General features: G+C 55.4%; 18 protein-coding genes. 9 read left to right on the top strand and 9 right to left on the bottom strand.

Annotation, left to right across the window (positions count from 1 at the left end; genetic code table 11):
* Positions 1 to 49: 49 nt before the first annotated feature.
* Positions 50 to 412 carry an FHA domain-containing protein gene (locus U5J94_RS01995; RefSeq protein WP_322563977.1) on the bottom strand — a complete coding sequence of 121 codons (363 nt, stop codon included), beginning with the start codon at positions 410 to 412 and terminating at the stop codon, positions 50 to 52.
* A gap of 563 nt (positions 413 to 975) precedes the next feature.
* On the opposite strand from U5J94_RS01995, the gene U5J94_RS02000 reads away from it, so the two are divergent.
* A complete protein-coding gene (locus U5J94_RS02000) occupies positions 976 to 1,140 on the top strand; it encodes a hypothetical protein (RefSeq protein ID WP_322563978.1) in 165 nt (54 codons plus the stop codon).
* A 46-nt stretch (positions 1,141 to 1,186) separates the two neighbouring features.
* Here U5J94_RS02000 and U5J94_RS02005 read toward each other — a convergent pair whose 3' ends face one another.
* Positions 1,187 to 2,395: an HD-GYP domain-containing protein gene (locus U5J94_RS02005; protein ID WP_322563979.1), complete on the bottom strand. Its 1,209-nt coding sequence runs from the start codon at positions 2,393 to 2,395 to the stop codon at positions 1,187 to 1,189.
* Between the two features lie 427 nt (positions 2,396 to 2,822).
* Between U5J94_RS02005 and aceA the strand changes: the two genes are divergently transcribed.
* The 7 genes from aceA to U5J94_RS02040 all read left to right on the top strand — a co-directional run bounded on the left by aceA (position 2,823) and on the right by U5J94_RS02040 (position 12,711).
* Positions 2,823 to 4,154: an isocitrate lyase gene (gene aceA, locus U5J94_RS02010; RefSeq protein ID WP_322563980.1), complete on the top strand. Its 1,332-nt coding sequence runs from the start codon at positions 2,823 to 2,825 to the stop codon at positions 4,152 to 4,154.
* A gap of 76 nt (positions 4,155 to 4,230) precedes the next feature.
* The gene (gene aceK / locus U5J94_RS02015) at positions 4,231 to 5,901 is read left to right on the top strand and encodes a bifunctional isocitrate dehydrogenase kinase/phosphatase (RefSeq protein ID WP_322563981.1); all 1,671 of its coding nucleotides are present in this window, start codon (positions 4,231 to 4,233) and stop codon (positions 5,899 to 5,901) included.
* Between the two features lie 65 nt (positions 5,902 to 5,966).
* Positions 5,967 to 6,221 (top strand): hypothetical protein, encoded by a 255-nt coding sequence (locus tag U5J94_RS02020; RefSeq protein WP_416224145.1) that lies wholly within the window; start codon positions 5,967 to 5,969, stop codon positions 6,219 to 6,221.
* A gap of 352 nt (positions 6,222 to 6,573) precedes the next feature.
* On the top strand, positions 6,574 to 8,055 hold the full coding sequence (locus U5J94_RS02025) for a DASS family sodium-coupled anion symporter (RefSeq protein ID WP_322563983.1): 1,482 nt from the start codon (positions 6,574 to 6,576) through the stop codon (positions 8,053 to 8,055).
* Positions 8,045 to 8,236 (top strand): hypothetical protein, encoded by a 192-nt coding sequence (locus tag U5J94_RS02030; protein WP_322563984.1) that lies wholly within the window; start codon positions 8,045 to 8,047, stop codon positions 8,234 to 8,236. The genes U5J94_RS02025 and U5J94_RS02030 overlap by 11 nt, the downstream gene beginning before the upstream one ends.
* Before the next feature lie 215 nt (positions 8,237 to 8,451).
* On the top strand, positions 8,452 to 9,621 hold the full coding sequence (locus U5J94_RS02035; RefSeq protein WP_322563985.1) for an efflux RND transporter periplasmic adaptor subunit: 1,170 nt from the start codon (positions 8,452 to 8,454) through the stop codon (positions 9,619 to 9,621).
* A 6-nt stretch (positions 9,622 to 9,627) separates the two neighbouring features.
* On the top strand, positions 9,628 to 12,711 hold the full coding sequence (locus U5J94_RS02040) for an efflux RND transporter permease subunit (RefSeq protein ID WP_322563986.1): 3,084 nt from the start codon (positions 9,628 to 9,630) through the stop codon (positions 12,709 to 12,711).
* Positions 12,712 to 12,847: 136 nt separating this feature from the next.
* On the opposite strand, the gene U5J94_RS02045 is transcribed toward U5J94_RS02040, so the two are convergent.
* The 7 genes from U5J94_RS02045 to U5J94_RS02070 all read right to left on the bottom strand — a co-directional run bounded on the left by U5J94_RS02045 (position 12,848) and on the right by U5J94_RS02070 (position 16,736).
* Complete coding sequence (locus tag U5J94_RS02045; protein ID WP_322563987.1) at positions 12,848 to 13,108, bottom strand: helix-turn-helix transcriptional regulator; 261 nt, start codon at positions 13,106 to 13,108, stop codon at positions 12,848 to 12,850.
* Position 13,109: 1 nt separating this feature from the next.
* Positions 13,110 to 13,391 carry a type II toxin-antitoxin system mRNA interferase toxin, RelE/StbE family gene (locus U5J94_RS15195; RefSeq protein ID WP_416224132.1) on the bottom strand — a complete coding sequence of 94 codons (282 nt, stop codon included), beginning with the start codon at positions 13,389 to 13,391 and terminating at the stop codon, positions 13,110 to 13,112.
* Between the two features lie 159 nt (positions 13,392 to 13,550).
* Positions 13,551 to 14,129: a YceI family protein gene (locus U5J94_RS02050; RefSeq protein ID WP_322563988.1), complete on the bottom strand. Its 579-nt coding sequence runs from the start codon at positions 14,127 to 14,129 to the stop codon at positions 13,551 to 13,553.
* Positions 14,130 to 14,151: 22 nt separating this feature from the next.
* Positions 14,152 to 14,694 (bottom strand): cytochrome b, encoded by a 543-nt coding sequence (locus U5J94_RS02055; RefSeq protein ID WP_322563989.1) that lies wholly within the window; start codon positions 14,692 to 14,694, stop codon positions 14,152 to 14,154.
* A gap of 330 nt (positions 14,695 to 15,024) precedes the next feature.
* Positions 15,025 to 15,969: an MBL fold metallo-hydrolase gene (locus U5J94_RS02060; RefSeq protein WP_322563990.1), complete on the bottom strand. Its 945-nt coding sequence runs from the start codon at positions 15,967 to 15,969 to the stop codon at positions 15,025 to 15,027.
* A gap of 207 nt (positions 15,970 to 16,176) precedes the next feature.
* The gene (locus tag U5J94_RS02065; protein WP_322563991.1) at positions 16,177 to 16,410 is read right to left on the bottom strand and encodes a hypothetical protein; all 234 of its coding nucleotides are present in this window, start codon (positions 16,408 to 16,410) and stop codon (positions 16,177 to 16,179) included.
* Positions 16,411 to 16,532: 122 nt separating this feature from the next.
* The gene (locus U5J94_RS02070; RefSeq protein WP_322563992.1) at positions 16,533 to 16,736 is read right to left on the bottom strand and encodes a cold-shock protein; all 204 of its coding nucleotides are present in this window, start codon (positions 16,734 to 16,736) and stop codon (positions 16,533 to 16,535) included.
* Between the two features lie 314 nt (positions 16,737 to 17,050).
* Between U5J94_RS02070 and U5J94_RS02075 the strand changes: the two genes are divergently transcribed.
* Positions 17,051 to 17,911, top strand: a complete 861-nt coding sequence (locus tag U5J94_RS02075) for a tetratricopeptide repeat protein (protein WP_322563993.1) — start codon at positions 17,051 to 17,053, stop codon at positions 17,909 to 17,911.
* Positions 17,912 to 18,143 lie beyond the last annotated feature (232 nt).

Raw genomic sequence — 18,143 nt, forward strand, 5'->3', positions numbered from 1 at the left:
CTGGCCGGACGGTGATGACGCCACCGTCCGGCCTTTTTGATGTGGCCCACTAATTGTTTTGTGACGGGAGAAGTGTTGCTTTACCCTGTGAGGCAGAGGCATGGGTATCGGCCGATGAAACGACCGTATCGGCGGCAACTTTGAGCTGATACTTGCCAATACTTAGTGTGTCACCGGCTTGCAGTACATGCATGTTAACCCTTTTGCCGTTTACATAGGTGCCATTGGTACTGCCGAGATCTTCGATGTGGGTGGCACTGAAATAGGTGACGATTTGGGCGTGATGTTTGCTGACGGTTTTGTCATTGAGTCGAACGGTATTGTCTCCTGCGCGGCCGATGGTGAGTGTACCGGCGAAAACCTCGAACACATTGATCTCTTCGCTGTTATATAGCACTGAGATTCTGGCCATGGTTTTACCCCGTTCCACCGGTTACTAAATAATAATGGGTTGTTTCTGACTGCCTGATGACAGCTCGTTACCACCATTATACGCTTTTGTGTAAAAAATAAAAATCAGGGTAATTACCTAATGGATAACGGGTATCCCTGCTCCGGGAATCAGGGTCGGGTTGAGCGGTTTTCGAAAGTCTGGCTGTGGAGTCATCGGCATTGTGATGGTCGCCGGGACTTGTAAATTGTGTCAAAAATCCTACAAAATAACTATTGAATTGATGAGATGTCGCTTGTGTTCGTTAAGGTGAATTTAACTTAGTGTTTTGTAAGGTGTTACGATGAGTCAGTATCACGACGGTGAGCCTGCAGAGCAGGCGCCCGGGCCTGTGGAATCAGAAACTGGCCGCGTACTCTGCATACTCCGCTTGTTCAGGAACTTCTTGCCGTCATCGAGCAAGGTTATGATCTGAGTGGTCAGGATATTTTCTCAACCCTGGTACTGGTGATCGCTCAGCGTCTGGTCCGGAAATTGTGCCCGCATTGCAAGGTACAGGGTGAACCCGGGGAGACAGAACAGAAGTGGCTGAAAAACTGGTGGACATCCTTATTTTGCCGTTTGGTCAGCCGCTCCCCGAAGTCGGGGATCAGCTGCCCTTGCAGGTGGAGTATTATGATGATGGTGATATAAGATACCGCTGGTCGGATAAACTCAGAAACCAGGGGAAACCGGCCTTGGCGGGATAGCTAAGGAGCAAGTCGTCTATTTCTGACAGTTATCCGTCTGGATTGCTTAAAATGACAGCTCTTCAACATCAATACCGTATTCGCCATCGGCGAGCGTTTTGACAATTCTCACCGGCGTATCATTGTGGCTATAATTATCCAGATTGATTAAGGCAAAGTTGCCATAAGGCTGTTTATCCGGATCAAGTAGCAAGATGATATCCGGCCTGAGATTCTGACCGGATTTCTGGGCTTTGACGATACCAACCTCACCGGAGCTCAGCTCAACCAGCGAGCCGGTCGGATAAGTACTCAGGGTCTGGATAAAGTATTCCACCAGCATTTCATCGAATAACCGTCCTCTCTGGTTATAGAGCATCTCTTCGGCTTTCGAGGGCGAGATGGCTTGTGCATACGGCCTGGGGCTGGTCACTGCAACATACTGGTCGATGATGCCGGCAATCTGTCCAAACAGAGGAATGTGCGCGCCTTTGAGGCCATCCGGATAGCCGCAGCCATCAAGTCGCTCGTGATGAGTCCGGACAATGTCCAGGACGCCCGAAGGATAACTGGTGTTGTCCTGGATGTGCTTCAGACCGAGATCAACATGGCTTTTCATCTTCTCCCATTCTTCATTGGTGAGACGTTCAGATTTATGCAAGAGTTCTGTCGGCAAGCTGAGTTTACCGATATCCATCAGCATGCAGCCAATCGCCAGATTTTGCAGCTCTTCTTCCACTATACCCAGCTTTCTGCCCAGGGCGGTTGCCCAGACGGCCGAGGTGAGTGAGTCCTTGTACAAGAAAGAGTCGAATTTTTTGAGTCGCGTCAGCCAGATATAGGCGTCAGGAGTCTTGGTGACGCTTTGCACCAGATTCTCAGCAGGTTGTTTGAAAAGTTCAAACGGTAAGGTTCCTCCCGAGCGAATGAGTGACTCGACTTCGGTGAAAACTTCGGAGAAGACCTGATGAGAATTCTGGATTTTTTTGATCTCATCATCGACGTTTGTCTTATCCGTATAGCTTGTCTGATGAAGAACGTCCGTCTCTGTTAAAGGCTCGGGCTGATCGGAATCCCTTCTTCTGGTGAGCTCGATTTCCTCATCGGGTACGATTACGTAAACATGCCGGCTGTGACGACGCAGCTCATCAATGTCGTCCTGATTGTTAATGACGAAGCCCTGAAACATGAAAGGTGTTTCGACCCAGGGGCGATCCAGACTGGAGACATACATGCCGATTTCGACGTGATCTGACGGGATTTTTTTAATTGGCATGTGCTTACTCTATGGGAAGTTATACAAAAATCAATGAATTATGTGACAAATTCCAGGCGATAGTAAAGCCCGGGAACAGGTAAGGGGTGCCGGTGAACCCGCTCAGGAAGAGGCGCGGCCAAAAATAACGATTCGGGTTGCTTCGAGGCGTTGCGTGTCGACCCTGAACGCGGGTCAACCAGGCAGGGCGATGCCGGCTGATACCTAAAATCCATTATATATCAAAGAGTTATATACCACGGTTGCCGGAGGCCGGGCAGGCAGGAGGTAATGCTGGCAGGCTGAGCAATCTGCATCTATCTTTAATTTATAAGATAGATGATGGTACTTATAAGAACCATGCCTAAGCCGATAATTCAATCTGACCACCATGCTGGTTGATGGCAGCGAGCCGATATTACCCAAATTTGCCGTAAGGAAAATCGAGATGAAAACACGCGAGGAACAGATTTGTGAGCTTGAACAGGAGTGGGTGCAAAACCCCCGTTGGACAGATGTAAAGCGAGGTTATACGGCCGCCGATGTGGTGCGCCTGCGCGGCTCAATACAGCCGGAATTTACCTATGCACGGCAGGGCGCCGATAAACTCTGGCGCCGAATACACGGTGAAGCGAAAAAAGGCTACGTCAATTGTATGGGGGCGATTACCGCGGGGCAGGCCATGCAACAGGCCAAGGCCGGCGTCGAGGCCATCTATCTGTCCGGTTGGCAGGTGGCAGCCGATGGCAATACCTCGGAGACCATGTACCCGGATCAGTCGCTCTACGCCTATGATTCAGTGCCGACCATGGTTCGGCGTATTAACAATACCTTCAAACGGGCTGACGAAATCCAGTGGGCGAAAGGCGTGGGGCCGGGGGATACGGATTATATTGACTATTTTTTGCCAATCGTTGCCGATGCCGAGGCCGGTTTCGGGGGCGTTCTCAACGCGTTTGAGCTGATGAAAAACATGATTGCCGCCGGTGCTGCCGGGGTGCATTACGAGGACCAGCTGGCTGCCGTCAAAAAATGCGGTCATATGGGCGGCAAGGTACTGGTACCCACCCAGGAGGCGATTCACAAACTCATTGCCGCACGGCTGGCCGCCGATGTCTGCAATGTGCCGACGGTCGTGCTCGCGCGCACCGATGCCGAGGCAGCCAATTTGCTGACTTCCGATATCGACCCGCATGACCAGCCATTTTTAACCGGCGACCGCACTGCCGAGGGCTTTTATCGGGTCAAAAACGGACTGGAACAGGCCATCTCGCGCGGCGTCTCCTATGCCCCCTACGCCGACATGGTGTGGTGTGAGACCGGGAAGCCCGATCTCGGCTTTGCGCGTGAATTTGCGCAGGCGGTACTGGCGGAAAATCCCAACAAGTTGCTGGCCTATAACTGTTCACCCTCCTTTAACTGGCGCAAGAATCTGGACGAGAAAACAATCGCCCGTTTTCAGGACGATCTGGCCGAGCTGGGCTACAAATATCAGTTTATCACCCTGGCCGGCATTCACAGTATGTGGTTTAACATGTTCGATCTGGCTTATGACTATGCCCGTGGTGAGGGTATGAAACATTATGTTGACAAAGTGCAGCAGCCGGAGTTTGCCGCGCGCGAGAAAGGTTATACATTCGCTTCGCATCAGCAGGAAGTGGGTGCGGGTTATTTCGATGATGTCACCAGCACAATCCAGGGTGGATTTTCCTCGGTCACAGCGCTGACCGGATCAACCGAAGAGGAGCAGTTCGACGACTCGAAAAACACCAGATCCTGAGGGCGTAAACACCGGGCCAGACAACCGGAACCGGCCTCTGCACTCCGTGCCGACAGATGGTGCAGGCAAACCGCTGGTGACGGAAATTGCCGAGACAATTCTGGAAGGATTTAACCGGCATTTTGTTATTTTCCGTGATATGACCCGTGAAGCACGCGATAACTTCATTAACGGCGACTGGATGGCCAGCCGGCATGCGGCAATCCGCCGTATTAATCTGTATGACAATCGGGTTCGTGAGGCGATCAGGGAACTGCGTCAACGATTTGATGTTGATGTGCTCAATGCCGAATTATGGCAGGAGATCAAGTTCCATTATATGGGGCTGCTTTACGGCCATCGTCAACCGGAGCTTGCCGAAACATTCTACAATTCCGTTTTTGTCGGGCTGTTCGAGCGGCATTATTACAATAATGATTTTATATTTGTTCGTCCCTCGGTCTCCACGGAGCGCCTGGACAGTGATGATCCGGTCTATCACAGTTTCTACCCGTTGCGGGAAGGCTGGCGCGCGACGTTGCTGAAAATTTTACAGGAGGCCGATATAGGTTTGCCCTTTGGCGATCTGCATGCGGATCTGCGCCAAATAACCAGGGATATCCGTCAACACTCCAGTCTGCCGCGGAAATTGGCGCGGCATTTTCAAGTCCAGATGTTGCATCAGCCGTTTTATCGCAATCGCACGGCCTATCTGGTCGGGCGAATTATTAATGGGCCGGATCGCCTGCCGTTTATTTTGCGTATCCGACGCAATACAAATGGCACAGCATATGTCGAAAGACTCGTCTGTGAGCGTGATGAGGTGGCCAGCATGTTCACCTCGGCACGAGCCTATTTTCTGGTTGATACCGAGGTGCCATCCGCGCTGATTCGTTTTCTTCTGGGATTTCTGCCGGAGAAGACCGCCGCCGATCTGTACACCCAGATCGGGTTTCACAAGCAGGGTAAGGCGGAGTTCTATCGTGATTTCCTCGATCATCTGCAACGTTCATCGGATCCGATCGAGACTGCGCCGGGTAGCAGGGGCATGGTCATGGTGGTATTCACTCTCCCGTCCTATCCCTATGTTTTCAAACTGATTCGTGATGAGTTTCGGCCCCCGAAGGATACCACCCGCCAGAAGGTTATCGACCGCTATCATATGGTCAAGCAGCATGATCGTGTCGGCAGACTTTCCGATGCCTGGGAATTCTCCTATACGGCTTTTCCGTTGCAGCGGTTTACTCCCGAGCTGCTGGAAGAGCTGTATACCGAGGCGCCATCGCAAATATCGGAAGAAGATAACCAGTTGGTTGTAAAACATCTGTTTATCGAACGCCGTCTTGAACCGTTCAACCTGTATCTTAAACATGTCAATGGCGGGGGACTACGCCATGTACTACAGGACTATGGCGACGCTATCCGGGATATTGCCGCAGCCGGTATATTTCCTGGCGATTTGCTGCCTAAAAATTTCGGTATCACCAGCTATGGCCGGGTGATTTTTTACGATTATGACGAAATCCAGCCGCTGCTTGAATGCAATTTCCGCAAGATTCCACCTCCCCGTTACCCCGAGGATGAACTTGCCTCCGAGCCATGGTATTCTGTCGGTCCGAATGACGTTTTTCCGGAAGAATTTGCGACTTTTCTGTTCCCCGATCCTGTACAGCGAGAGTTATTTGAACAACTGCATCCCGAATTGCTTGATGCGGAATACTGGAAAAAGCTCCAGCATTACGTCGCTGAAGAACGTTTTCCTGAATAATAGCGGGTGCTAGCCAGACTAAGGGTATATTTGTGCGAAAGAAAACCGCCACCAATCCGAAAAAAATGCTGGCCAGGCATGACAAGCTTGTTCATTCGGAGGATGTCAAGGTTGTCTCACATGTGCAGCGAGAGGAAGGTGAATGGATAATCAATACCGTGATGATTGAGGAGGTTGATGTTCCGTTTCGTTATAAGCGCAAGAAAAAATACAAGGACCTGACCGGCGCGCGAGTTAATCTGACCTATTACCCGGATCAAATAAGCGTAGCAGGCATAGAAATGGAAGTGATGAGCGTGGTCAGAATTAAAATCGCATAATTCTGCTCTGGCTAAAAAACCTTACAGCACCTGTTGGGCCAGCCAGACAATCCCCCAGATTACTGAGATACAAATCAGGCATGCGAGCAGCAATTTTCCGGCTTTGGACATGTAATACTCCGAGATTTAATTTCTCTGGTTTGTAGCACAATTTTGCGATATTGCATCCACCAGCATCCACCAGGAAGAGTATTTTTACTATCGCTAATATTGCCAATACCCTGACGGTTTGACATAAACTCTGAGGTTGTATCCACATATGCTGATGATTGCCCGGCCTGGGCGGTTTCAGTATGGTAGATGCAGCGGACCATTGTGAACCTGATGAAAATACAATAACAGGGGGGGGGTAATGAGAGTTGCGGATACTGGTTTCAGTCGGCGGCAATTGATCGGGCTGGTGCTTGGCCCTTTGTTATTTGCACTAATGCTGTCGTTGCCTACCCCGGAGGGGATGTCACCCGAAGGCCAGAAGGCCGCGGCGGTCACCCTGTTGATGGCGACCCTGTGGATTACCGAAGCCATCCCGATTCCGGCTACCGCCTTGATTCCCATTGCTTTGTTTCCGTTACTGGGCGTGATGCCCACGGCGAAGGTCACGGCCTCCTACGCCAATCATCTGATTTATCTGTTCATGGGCGGTTTTCTGATCGCCATGGCGATCGAGCGCTGGGGACTGCACAAACGTATCGCCCTGCAGACCATTCGCCTGGTCGGCACCACGCCGAGCCGGGTATTGCTGGGCTTTATGCTCGCGACGGCCTTTTTGTCCTGCTGGATCAGCAATACCGCCACCGCCATGTTGATGGTGACCATCGGCATCGCGGTTCTGCGCCAGTTATCGCCGGAACAGCCGGCGGAAGATGAAGCCCTGACACCGACCTGGTTTGGCATTTCACTGATGCTGGGCATTGCCTATGCCGCTTCCATCGGCGGGATCGCCACCCTGATCGGGACACCGCCCAATGCGATCCTCGCCGGCGTGGTGGAAAAACAGTACGGCTACAGCATCGGTTTTGCCGAGTGGATGCTGTTCGCCGCGCCCTTGTCGGTGGTAATGCTGTTTATTACCTGGTGGTTCCTGACCCGGGTGGCGTTTCGCCAGACCATGGCCGAGGGATTAAGTGGGGGACGTCGTGTTATCCGCCAGCAACTGGATGAACTCGGGCCGATGAGCAGGCAGGAAAAGCGGGTGTTGATCGTGTTCGGTTTCGTGGTGCTGGTCTGGTTGTTTCGGGGCCTGATAAACGATATCCCGGCGCTGAGCGAGATCACCGACTCCAGTGTGGCGATCCTCGGCGCGTTGTTATTGTTTGTGATCCCGGCAGACATCAAAAAAGGGCAGTTTCTGCTCAACTGGAAAACCGCCGTGCGTATTCCCTGGGATATTATTATTCTGTTCGGCGGGGGTTTTGCCCTGGCCAGCGGCTTTGCTGCCAGTGGCCTCACCGAGTGGCTGGGGCAGCAATTGACCCTGTTACAGGGCGCGAACGTGGTTATCCTGGTGGGGGCGGTGGTCTTGCTGGTGATCTTCATGACGGAAGTCACCTCCAACACTGCGACCGCCTCGCTGTTATTACCGGTGATGTCCGGCTTCGCCCTGGCAGCGGAAATTGCACCGCTGGCGTTGATGGCCTCCGCGGCCCTGGCCGCCTCCTTTGCGTTTATGCTGCCGGTCGCCACCCCGCCCAACGCGATTGTGTTCGCCAGTCGGCAGGTGACGATTCCACAGATGGCACGGGTCGGCGTGTTATTGAATCTCATCGGTGCCGTACTGATTACCGGCTTTATTACACTGGTCTTGCCGTCGGTGCTGGAACTGGGTGTCAACTGACGCCCTGTCTTTTTTTGATGAAGAGTGTTTCCTGCGCGGCAGCGAGGGACGCTTTCAGATCGACAGCCTGATTCCCGTCTCCGGCAACGGCGTGGTGATGGGCGCCGAAGAAGACGGATCGGGGCTGCGTGATGTGACACTGAGCCAGGAGGCGCTGGCTGCCCGAACAAAGTTCCTGTGATACCACGAAAACTCTGATGCCGGTGGCGCGATTGCCGCCTTGCCGGCCTGATCGGTCCGACAGGCGCTGCGGCGTATTGACAGTGATAGAATGGAACCCCGGCGCCAGTCGGAACTCAAACTTTATTATCAGAACCTTGCCATCTGGCCATACAGCCTGGCCGTGACACTGGCGTCATCCCGGGGTGCCCCGTTTCCCGTAACCGAGTGAATTGAATGGCTATGATCTGGCGTAAACGAAAAACCTGGCTGCTGTTATTGCTGCCAGTGCTGATTGCGATCGGCTGGTTGCTGTACACCAACCTTAATGAAGCACCCCGGCAGCAGGGCAGGGAGTCCGATCGGGCCCTGCCTGTTGAAGTTGCCGAGGTGCGCCGGGGCCCCATGCAGATGCAGCGGACCTTCAGCGGGACACTGCAGGCCCGCGCCCAGTTTGTGGTAGCGCCCAAGATCAGCGGCCGGGTCAAGAAACTCTATGTGGACCTGGCCGATTCGGTCACCCGCGGACAGGTGGTGGCGGAACTGGACGATGAAGAGTACCAGCAGGCCGTGGCCCGGGCCGAAGCGGATCTCGAGGTCGCCCGCGCCAATCTCGAAGCCGCCAAAAGCGCGCTGGAAATCGCCCGGCGGGAACTGGCCCGGGTGGATCAACTGCGCAAGCAGGGGTTGACCACCGATACCCAGTACGATGTCGCCAAGGCCAATCAGCTGGCCAAGCAGGCAGAAGTGGAGGTGGCCCGGGCCAATTTGCGCAAGGCCGAATCGGTGCTGGAAACCAGTCGCATCCAGCTGGGTTATACCCGGGTCAGGGCGGAATGGAGCGAGGGTCAGGAGCTGCGGGTGGTGGGCGAACGCTATGTGGATGAGGGCGATACCGTGTCGGCCAATGCGGCCTTGTTGCGCGTGGTCGAACCGGATCCCCTGATGGCGGTGATTCAGGTGACCGAGGCCGGTTATGCCCATCTGCAAGCCGGGCAACCGGCCACCCTGACCACCGCCGCCTACCCGGGCGAATCGTTCGCGGCGCGTATCGAACGCATCGCCCCGCTGTTCAGTGAAGCCACGCGCCAGGCCCGGGTTGAGTTGCGGGTGAATAATCCCACGCATCGGCTCAAACCCGGCATGTTTATTCGTGCCACGATTACACTGCAGGAGTTCGAGGCGGCGATCAGCGTACCGGAACTGGCCCTGACCGTGCGCGAGGGTGAACAGGGTGTGTTCGTGCTCGACGAGGAGACACAGCAGGTGCGCTGGCAGCCGGTGACTGCGGACTTTCGCCAGGACGACTGGCGGCGCATTCTCGAACCGGCTGATCTGCGTGGCCGGGTCGTTACTCTGGGCCAGCAGTTTCTTGATGACGGTGTTGCTGTCAGGGTCGTTGAGTAGGCACGGATGATTCTTGCCGACGCCAGTGTCAGACGACCGGTTTTCACCAGCATGGTGGCGCTGGCGATCATCATTATCGGCCTGGTATCGATGACCCGGCTGCAGATCGATCTGCTGCCCAGTGTCGAACTGCCCACCCTGAATGTCCGCGCCCAGTACGAAAATGCCAGCCCCGAAGTCATGGAGCGCATGGTTACCCAGATCCTCGAGGAGATCGTGGCCACGGTGCCCGGCGTCGAGGAGATCGTTTCGCAATCCTCCGAAGGCACGGCCAACGTGCGGGTCAGTTTTTCCTGGGATACGGATATCAATGTCGCCGCCTCCGACATGCGCGCCCGGCTTGATGATGAGCGCAGTGAATTACCGGACGAGGTGACCGGGCTGCGGGTGCGCAAGTACGACATCGACAGTTTCCCGGTGGTGTTGATGGGGGTGTCGAGCGATATCGACCCGGTCGAGCTGACCCGGATCATCGAGGACCATATCCGCCATCGCTTTACCCGGATCCCCGGGGTGGCGCAGGTAGATCCCTGGGGCGGCTTCAATCGGGAAGTGCGCGTGGCGCTGGATCCGGATCGCATCAATGCCCTGCAACTGCCGATGAACCAGATCCTGGCCGCCCTGCGCGATGCCAACCTCGATCTGCCGGCCGGCAATCTGGATCAGGGCCGTTACCAGATGACTTTGCGGGTCCCGGCCGAGTTTGCCAGCCTGGATCAGATCCGCGATACGGTCATTGTTCGGCGCGAGGACGGTTTTGTCACCATCGGCCAGATTGCGCGGGTGGTGGATACCTATGCGAAGCAGGATCGGATCATCCGGATCAACGGCAAACAGGGCGTGCGCCTGGCGGTGCGTAAACAGTCGGGCGCCAATACCGTGGATGTCTCGCGCCGGATCTTGCAGGAGATCGACTCGGTCAATCGCGCTTATCCGCAGTTGAAGATCGTGCCGGTGATTAATCAGGGTAACTTTATCGAACGCTCGATTACCAATGTGTCCCGCTCGGTGCTCTATGGCGGGGCGCTGGCGATTCTGGTGCTGCTGTTTTTCCTGCGTAACATCCGCAGTACCGCGGTTATCTCGGTGGCGATCCCCATTTCGGTGATCGCCACCTTTGCCCTGTTGTATTTCGCCGGGCTGACCATCAATCTCATGACCCTGGCGGGACTGGCGCTGGGGGTCGGGATGATGGTCGACAGCTCGGTGGTGGTGATGGAAAACGTCTTTCGACGTCGCCAGGAACTCAACGAGCCTACGCCGGTGGCCGCCGTCGAAGGCACCCGCGAAGTTGGCACGGCCATCATTGCCAGTACCCTCACCACGCTGGTGATCTTCTTGCCGCTGGTCTTCGTCGAAGGGGTGACCGGTATCCTGTTTCAGGATCTGGGGCTGGTGGTGGTATTTTCCCTGTTATGTGCCCTGCTGGTTTCCCTGAGCCTGGTGCCGATGATGGCGGGGCGGTTGCTTGCGGGGCAGTCCGCTTCCGGGACATATCGCAGTCGTTATGCCGGGTTGAACCGGCTGATTGACGCCAGTGGCAAGGGGCTGGATAAACTGGCGGACCGCTATCAGCAGATACTGTCCCTGGCCCTGCGTTATCGGCGCCGCAGTATTCTGAGCGCGGTCGGATTGTTGCTGGGCAGCCTGTTGTTATTACCGTTTATCGGCACCGAGTTTCTGCCGCCCAGTGACGAGGGCGAGGTGCGGATCAGCGGGGAAATGGAAGTCGGGACCCGGCTGGATCTGGTGGATCGCCAGACCCGCAAGATGGAATCCATTGTGTATGCGGCGGTACCCGAGATGGTCTCCTCGGTCGCCAGCGTGGTGACCGCCAGCCGGCGGGCCGGCGGTGCCTCGCGCGGGGAGATCCGCCTGTCACTGGTCCCCGCCACCGAACGTGAGCGTTCCAATACCGAGATCGCACAGGATTTGCGCCAGCGGCTGGAGGGCAAGATCGCGGGCATGCAAATCCGCACCCGCGCGCCACAGGGACAGTTCCTGCTGGAGCGTTTGCTGGCCGGGGGAGAGGGCATCAATGTGGAAGTCCGCGGTTTCGATTTCGATACGATCGACCAGCTATCGAAACGGGTGGCCGGGACGGTGGCCGAAGTCGAGGGCATTACCGATGTGGAAATCAGCCGTCGTGCCGGCATTCCACAACTGGCGATCGACATCGATCGCAACAAGGCGGCGGATCTGGGCCTGAGTCCGCGTGATGTGGCCGAGGTCTTCGAGACGGCCGTGGCCGGATCGCAGGCCGGTGAATACCGTACTGAAGGCGATTCCTATCGCATTCTGGTCCAGATCGAGGACGTCGAGCAGCGCGATATCGAGGAAGTGCTGAATCTGGCGCTGAGTACCCCGCGCGGCGAGCAGGTCACCCTGCGCAATCTGGTGACGGTCGATTTCAGTCAGGGCCCGGTGATCATCGAACGCAAGGATCAGGAGCGGCTGATCACCGTCACCGGCAATATCGCCGGCCGGGATCTGGGCTCGGTGGCGGCGGCTATCCAGACCCGGCTGGATCAGATCCCGCGGCCGCGCGGCTATGAGCTGCTGATCGTCGGCAAGTTCGAGGAGCAGCAGGAAGCGTTTCAGCAATTGCTGATCTCCTTACTGCTGGCGGTCTTGCTGGTTTACATGGTGCTGGCGTCCCAGTATGAATCGTTTCGTGATCCGCTCATTGTCATGATCTCGGTCCCCCTGGCGGCGATCGGCGTAATCAGCATATTGTTCATAACCGGGACGACCCTTAATCTGCAATCCTATATTGGCTGTATCATGCTCGGCGGAATCGTGGTCAATAATGCGATTCTGCTGGTGGATCAGGCCGGTCGCCTGCGCCGTGAAGGATTCGAGCTGCAGCCGGCGGTGATCGAGGCCGGTCGCCGCCGCCTGCGACCGATCCTGATGACGACCCTGACCACCATTCTCGCCCTGTTGCCGCTGGCACTGGGGATCGGCGAGGGCGCGGATGCCCAGGCACCGATGGCCCGGGCGGTCATTGGCGGCCTGACCGCCTCGACCCTGATCACCCTGGTATTGATTCCGGTTCTCTACACCATTGTGCATCAGCGTGAGCGTTAGCCTACTGATTGAACGGCGGCCGTGGCCTGCCGGGACAGTTTTGGGGTGATCGAAACAGTGATTATTTTCTTCTGATTAATCAAGCGTTAACGTTCTGGTTCATGCGCCGGGGAAGCCGGTCGCGAAGAACCGATTGTTATGCGGCTGATTCGCGCTCAATATCCCAGCCAGGAAATACCAGTACAGCCGGATGGCAATTCAGTGCTCGTGCCAATACTTTTGCTCGTTCAACTCCGAGTTGAACACGATCATTTTCTATCGCGGAAATCGTTGACTGTGGAATGCCTGTTAATTCGGCCAGCTCGTTTTGGCTGAGTTCCTGCAACTCACGCAGGATTCTGACAGATTCTCCTACGGAGACATCAATACGTGGTTTGGCTTTGGAATAATCTTTCATACTATTTCCTCCGATAATCGTGAGGCGTGACACTTACAACTTCTATGAGAATTCTATCCTTCTCGACCTTATAGATAACTCTATATTGCTGATTTAAGCGGGATGACCTGTGCCCCTTCCACTCCCCACTTAACGATTCATCACGTAATCCTTTGATTTTACGCAATCCATGAGGACCAGACAGGGTCACGATATCCTTCCACTTCTCGTACCGTTTTAGTACGTCGGTTGGAATTGAATCGAGTTGTTTGGAAACGCGCCTGTGTTCATATATAGTCCACATACTATATATAGTATATATACCAATTATGGTATGTCAATGATTTTTTCGCATAACGACCAATTCCTGGGGTCAGGTCATGCGTGTTTTTTCTTGAAAGGCAAAAGGCAAGACCTGACCCCGGTGGGCCCGTTTGAGATGTCGGCTGTTATGCGCGGAACGTTACTGACGAATCCCTTCGATCGAGAGTTCCAGCTCGGCATAGGTCGAGGCCGGGCCCAGATCGTAATCGATATTGAAATCCTTCAGCTTGATGGTGGTGGTGCCTGAAAACCCGCGGCGATAACCGCCCCAGGGGTCCTCGCCGTGACCGATATGTTTAACGTCGATGGTGACATTGCGAGTCGCATCCTTGATGGTCAGGTCACCTTTCAGGGTGGCGGTCCCGTTACCATGATCTTCGAAGGAGGTGCTGACAAAACGGGCCTCGGGGTATTTGCTGACGTGGAAGAAATCTTCCTCGCGCAGGTGCTTGTCGCGTTCGGCATGGTTGGAATCGATACTATCCATGTCGATGGTGATGTTGACCTTCGAGTTATTCGGATTATCTTCATCGTAGGTGAAGCTGCCGTCAAAATCATTGAAGCGGCCATACAGCCAGCTGTAGCCCAGGTGCTGAATGCGGAACTGAACAAAGGCATGTTGCCCTTCGGTGTCGATTTTGTACTCTGCGGCCATCAGCGGGCCGGAGGCAAGTAATAACAGGCCGGTTATAAATGAAGTAATGCGCATGCGTGACATAATGAACTCCTTGTTATTTGTCTTAAGTGGAACGTAATATGCGACGCAGGGTAGCGTCGCGGTCGAAAAAATGGTGTTTGAGTGCCGCCAGGGTATGGCCGCTGCTCAGGACAATCAGCCCCCAGGCCAGCCACAGATGAATCAGGCCGGCAATATCTTCCTGGTTGGGCAAACCGTGCACGCTGGCCGGCACGGCAAACCAGTCAAACACCTCGATCGGCTTGCCCTTGGCGGTGGAAATGAGATAACCGCTGATCAGTACTGCCAACAGAAAAAGATAGAGCAGCCAGTGCATGACACCGGCCAGGCGTTTTTCCAGCGGTGGGCCGATCGGCTCGGGATGGGGATTGCCCCATCGCCATAGCAGTCGCAGCAGGACCAGCACAAACAACAGCAACCCCACCGACTTGTGGATTGCCGGGGCCGTGGTATACCAGCTGTCGTAGTAGGTCAGCTCCACCATCCACAGCCCCAGTGCAAACAGGCCGATGACGGCCAGCGCCGTCAGCCAGTGGAGAATAATGGCCACCGGGCCGTAACCGCTTGTCGTGTTACCCAGGCGCATAAAACTATAGAGCTCCTGTCGATTGAATAAGGGACATCGGTGTTGAATCATGCATGCGTGCGACAATGATATCCCGGGTTAAGTTTCACCACGAAGACACGAAGACACGAAGACACGAAGACACGAAGACACGAAGACACGAAGACACGAAGACACGAAGGAACGCAGTATGGCGTTTTGCCTTGAGCCGCAATTACACCGTCTGCATAGTGACAACGACTCTTCGTGACTTCGAGCCTTCGTGGTTCGGGTTTTATACCCCGGCCTTGTCGCTAAAATGTCAGGCAGCGCTGTGCGCAACCTGATCGACGTCTGGTATTGGAATGCGTATTAAAAAGTCGCGGCTTCAACCTGTAAATAGACCCGCGGCACATCCCGTGGCAGCTTTTCGTCCATGCCGGGATACCTGTCGGCAAAATCAGACAGTTGTTCGCGTACCAGCGGTACGGTCTCATAGGCGGCCAGGCCGTTATTAACCCCTTCTTCCACGGCCTGCCATAGCGCGCTCAGCAGTTCATGCAGCCGTTCAATGCCACGGACATCCGTGACGCTGCCGTGTCCCGGTATGACCACGTCGGGCTGCAATTGTTCCAGCTCGGGCAGCAGCGTGATCCATTGCTGCAGGTTTGAATTGATGGTCGAGGGCATGCGATCGGCGTAGATGACATCGCCGCTGATCAGCACCCTGTCATCCGGCAACCAGAGCAGCAGATCGCCCGGTGAGTGGCTGTCACCGGAAGGAAACAGCACGATTCGTTTGTTACCCGGTAGCCGTTCCTGGCGTGAGTCAATGGGGGTGTCGGGCGGGACAATTCTGGAATCGCCGGTGGCGCCGTCGGTCAGGCGTTTGAAACTGGCAACCCAGTTTTCTCCCTGTGATTTGATCTGATCGATGACTGATTGGGTCGCATAGATTTGCTCGACAGTGTCTTCGAAGGCCGCGTTACCCAGCCAGTGATCGCCGTGGGCGTGGGTGTTGAGAATCCAGCGCACCGGTTGATCGGTTACCCCGGCAATGGCCGTTTTCAAGGCGTCGCCGATCTCGGTGGAACTGCCGGTATCCACCACCAGTACGCCGTTGCCGGTAACGACAAAGGCGCTGTTCGAATTCCAGCCACGATTTTGCGGATTGGGTAACTCCCGGGTCGGCGGGATAACGGCGTAGATACCGTCGGCAACCTGTTGCGGTTGCATGGTGATCTCGGACGCGGCCGCTGCGCTCGTCGCCAGTAAAATAGTCAGGCTGAATATACCGCACACAAGGCGTCGGAACATGGTGTTTGAATCCTTCAAAACGTGAATGGATTTCATTCTATCAGGCAGGCGCTTGTCGTGAAGCGGTTCGGTGAGTTATTTGCGGGCTATGTCGTTTGTCGGGCAACATTGCAACAAGTCTGTAACATTGTGGCGGGTTGTTCGAGAACCATGTCTTATCCGGACAACGTGTCCGCGTTATACATGAATACTGTCCGGGCACAGTGATTACCGCACGGACCGTTCCGTTGCGGCGGCGTTTTGTTCCAGCACCAGCACCGGTCCGTCAGCGGCCCTGTCCAGAATGATGGGTTCGAAATCCTGTTCGGGGCTGAGCCCGAGGCCATCAAGGATGTCAGCCGCCAGAATCCGCAACCCGGAGGCCCGGGTACCAAAAGCGATCGGCCGGCCCTCGAGATCGGCGATACGCTGATTTGTGAGGTGGTCAGCTAAAGATAGCACGCCGCTGGCGAAGCGCGATTTTCGCCCCGGGAGGATATAAGGGCGGAATATTTTGGCGAGCCGAAAAAAGAAACGGCAGCCCTGGGGCTGCCGTTTCGCTGTGCGGATTGTAGAAATCCGGCTCAGGCGGCGGTAACGCGGGCTGCCTGCGGGCCTTTGGGGCCCTGTTCGACTTCAAAGCTGACCTGTTGGCCTTCAGCCAGAGTCCGGAAGCCATCACCGACAATGGCGGAGAAATGGACAAAGACGTCCTTGCCACCGTCTTCCGGGGTGATAAAGCCGAAACCCTTGGATTCGTTAAACCACTTAACGGTACCGTTAGTCATGGAAAATACCTCAATCTTTCTATATGTAAATAATGGTCGTGCAAATCATTTGAGGCAGAATTCAGGAAAAATCGGGAAGGTACAACTGAGGTCGCGCCGGTATTTCTTGAAGAACCTTAATAATATGCAGTTAGTAACACGGTGCCTTTCGGAACCATGACTTCTCACGAAGTAGGGCCATGATACCCCGTTTCAACGCCACACAACAACAAAAAATTTAATTCCGGCCAGCGCAGTTGCCGCCCGAATTGAACCGCAGAGGGGGATGTGTTTCAGTAGATGGCCCAATTCCTGCAAAGCCAGTGTCACAGACGATGAGCGAGACGCCTGATTCCCCCTACATCCTGAGCGCCGATGGCGAGAATTTTGCCGCGCGCGTGCTGGAAAACTCCCATCAGGGACCGGTGCTGGTCAACTTCTGCTCGCCCGGCGCAACCGTCTGTACAGATCTGTCGCCGGTGCTGGAGAAGGTGGTACAGCAGTACGAGGGCCGTGCCCTGCTGGTCACCATCGATCTGGATGCCGAACCGGCGCTGGCCCGCCGTTACGGCGTTATCAGCGTTCCGACCCTGAAACTGTTTCGCCGCGGTGAGGTGGTGGTCAGCCGACACGGCTACCAGCCGGAACAGGCCGTGCGCCGGCTGCTGGATCACTACGTGGCCCGGGAGTCGGATCTGGCGCTGGCCGACGCGGTCGATCTGTATGCCCGTGGTGAGCAACAGGCCGCTTACGAGACGATTGCCGAAGCCGTGGCGAACGATCATGACAACCCGCGCCTGCCGTTGACCCTGTGCAAACTGCTCAAGCATGAGCAACGCTACGCGGACGCACTGAAGGTCCTGGACAGCCTGCCCGATTATCACGCCGAACACCCGGAAATTCGCCGCCTGCACGATCAGCTGACGTTTTTTGCCGAGCGTGATCCCGATCAGGACTGTGCCAGCCTGCAAGCGCAGCTGAGCGAGGCGCCGGGCGCGCTGGAAATACGCCGGCAGCTGGTGGCTCACCACGTAGTAAGCGAAGACTACGCCTCGGCGCTGCAGGAATTGGGGACTATTTTCGAGCAGTCCCCTGACTTTGAAGAGGGGTACGCCGCGCAGGCCATGCGACGCATTTTCAACCTGCTGGGGGAAGCGCACTCGCTTGTCCTGGCGTATCGCCGCTATTTGCACTGATTCGCCCGGCACAGGCAAGGATTCCAATTTATATATATTCCCGTTTATATCCCGGCCTCTGCCCCGCTTGAAGCGGGCAAATCCGGCCCCATATCGGCTCGACAACGCCAAACAGGCCTGCGCCCGACCGATTTTCCGTAAAATCGACCCTCCGGCACCCGATTGTCATGCACATTTTTTGTCACTTTGGGTATAATGCGCGGCTTATTTTGGCGCCAGCGCCGCACAGGCA

The sequence above is a fragment of the Thiohalophilus sp. genome, assembly GCF_034522235.1.
GTDB lineage: Bacteria > Pseudomonadota > Gammaproteobacteria > UBA6429 > Thiohalophilaceae > Thiohalophilus.

Coding starts and splice junctions, on each gene's coding strand:
- U5J94_RS02075 (WP_322563993.1), top strand. CDS start 17,051: ATGAGCGAGACGCCTGATTCCCCCTACATCCTGAGCGCCGATGGCGAG.
- U5J94_RS02050 (WP_322563988.1), bottom strand. CDS start 14,129: ATGTCACGCATGCGCATTACTTCATTTATAACCGGCCTGTTATTACTT.
- U5J94_RS02025 (WP_322563983.1), top strand. CDS start 6,574: ATGAGAGTTGCGGATACTGGTTTCAGTCGGCGGCAATTGATCGGGCTG.
- U5J94_RS02020 (WP_416224145.1), top strand. CDS start 5,967: ATGCTGGCCAGGCATGACAAGCTTGTTCATTCGGAGGATGTCAAGGTT.
- U5J94_RS02070 (WP_322563992.1), bottom strand. CDS start 16,736: ATGACTAACGGTACCGTTAAGTGGTTTAACGAATCCAAGGGTTTCGGC.
- U5J94_RS02055 (WP_322563989.1), bottom strand. CDS start 14,694: ATGCGCCTGGGTAACACGACAAGCGGTTACGGCCCGGTGGCCATTATT.
- U5J94_RS02035 (WP_322563985.1), top strand. CDS start 8,452: ATGGCTATGATCTGGCGTAAACGAAAAACCTGGCTGCTGTTATTGCTG.
- U5J94_RS02060 (WP_322563990.1), bottom strand. CDS start 15,969: ATGTTCCGACGCCTTGTGTGCGGTATATTCAGCCTGACTATTTTACTG.
- U5J94_RS01995 (WP_322563977.1), bottom strand. CDS start 412: ATGGCCAGAATCTCAGTGCTATATAACAGCGAAGAGATCAATGTGTTC.
- U5J94_RS02045 (WP_322563987.1), bottom strand. CDS start 13,108: ATGAAAGATTATTCCAAAGCCAAACCACGTATTGATGTCTCCGTAGGA.
- U5J94_RS15195 (WP_416224132.1), bottom strand. CDS start 13,391: ATGTGGACTATATATGAACACAGGCGCGTTTCCAAACAACTCGATTCA.
- U5J94_RS02040 (WP_322563986.1), top strand. CDS start 9,628: ATGATTCTTGCCGACGCCAGTGTCAGACGACCGGTTTTCACCAGCATG.
- U5J94_RS02005 (WP_322563979.1), bottom strand. CDS start 2,395: ATGCCAATTAAAAAAATCCCGTCAGATCACGTCGAAATCGGCATGTAT.
- aceA (WP_322563980.1), top strand. CDS start 2,823: ATGAAAACACGCGAGGAACAGATTTGTGAGCTTGAACAGGAGTGGGTG.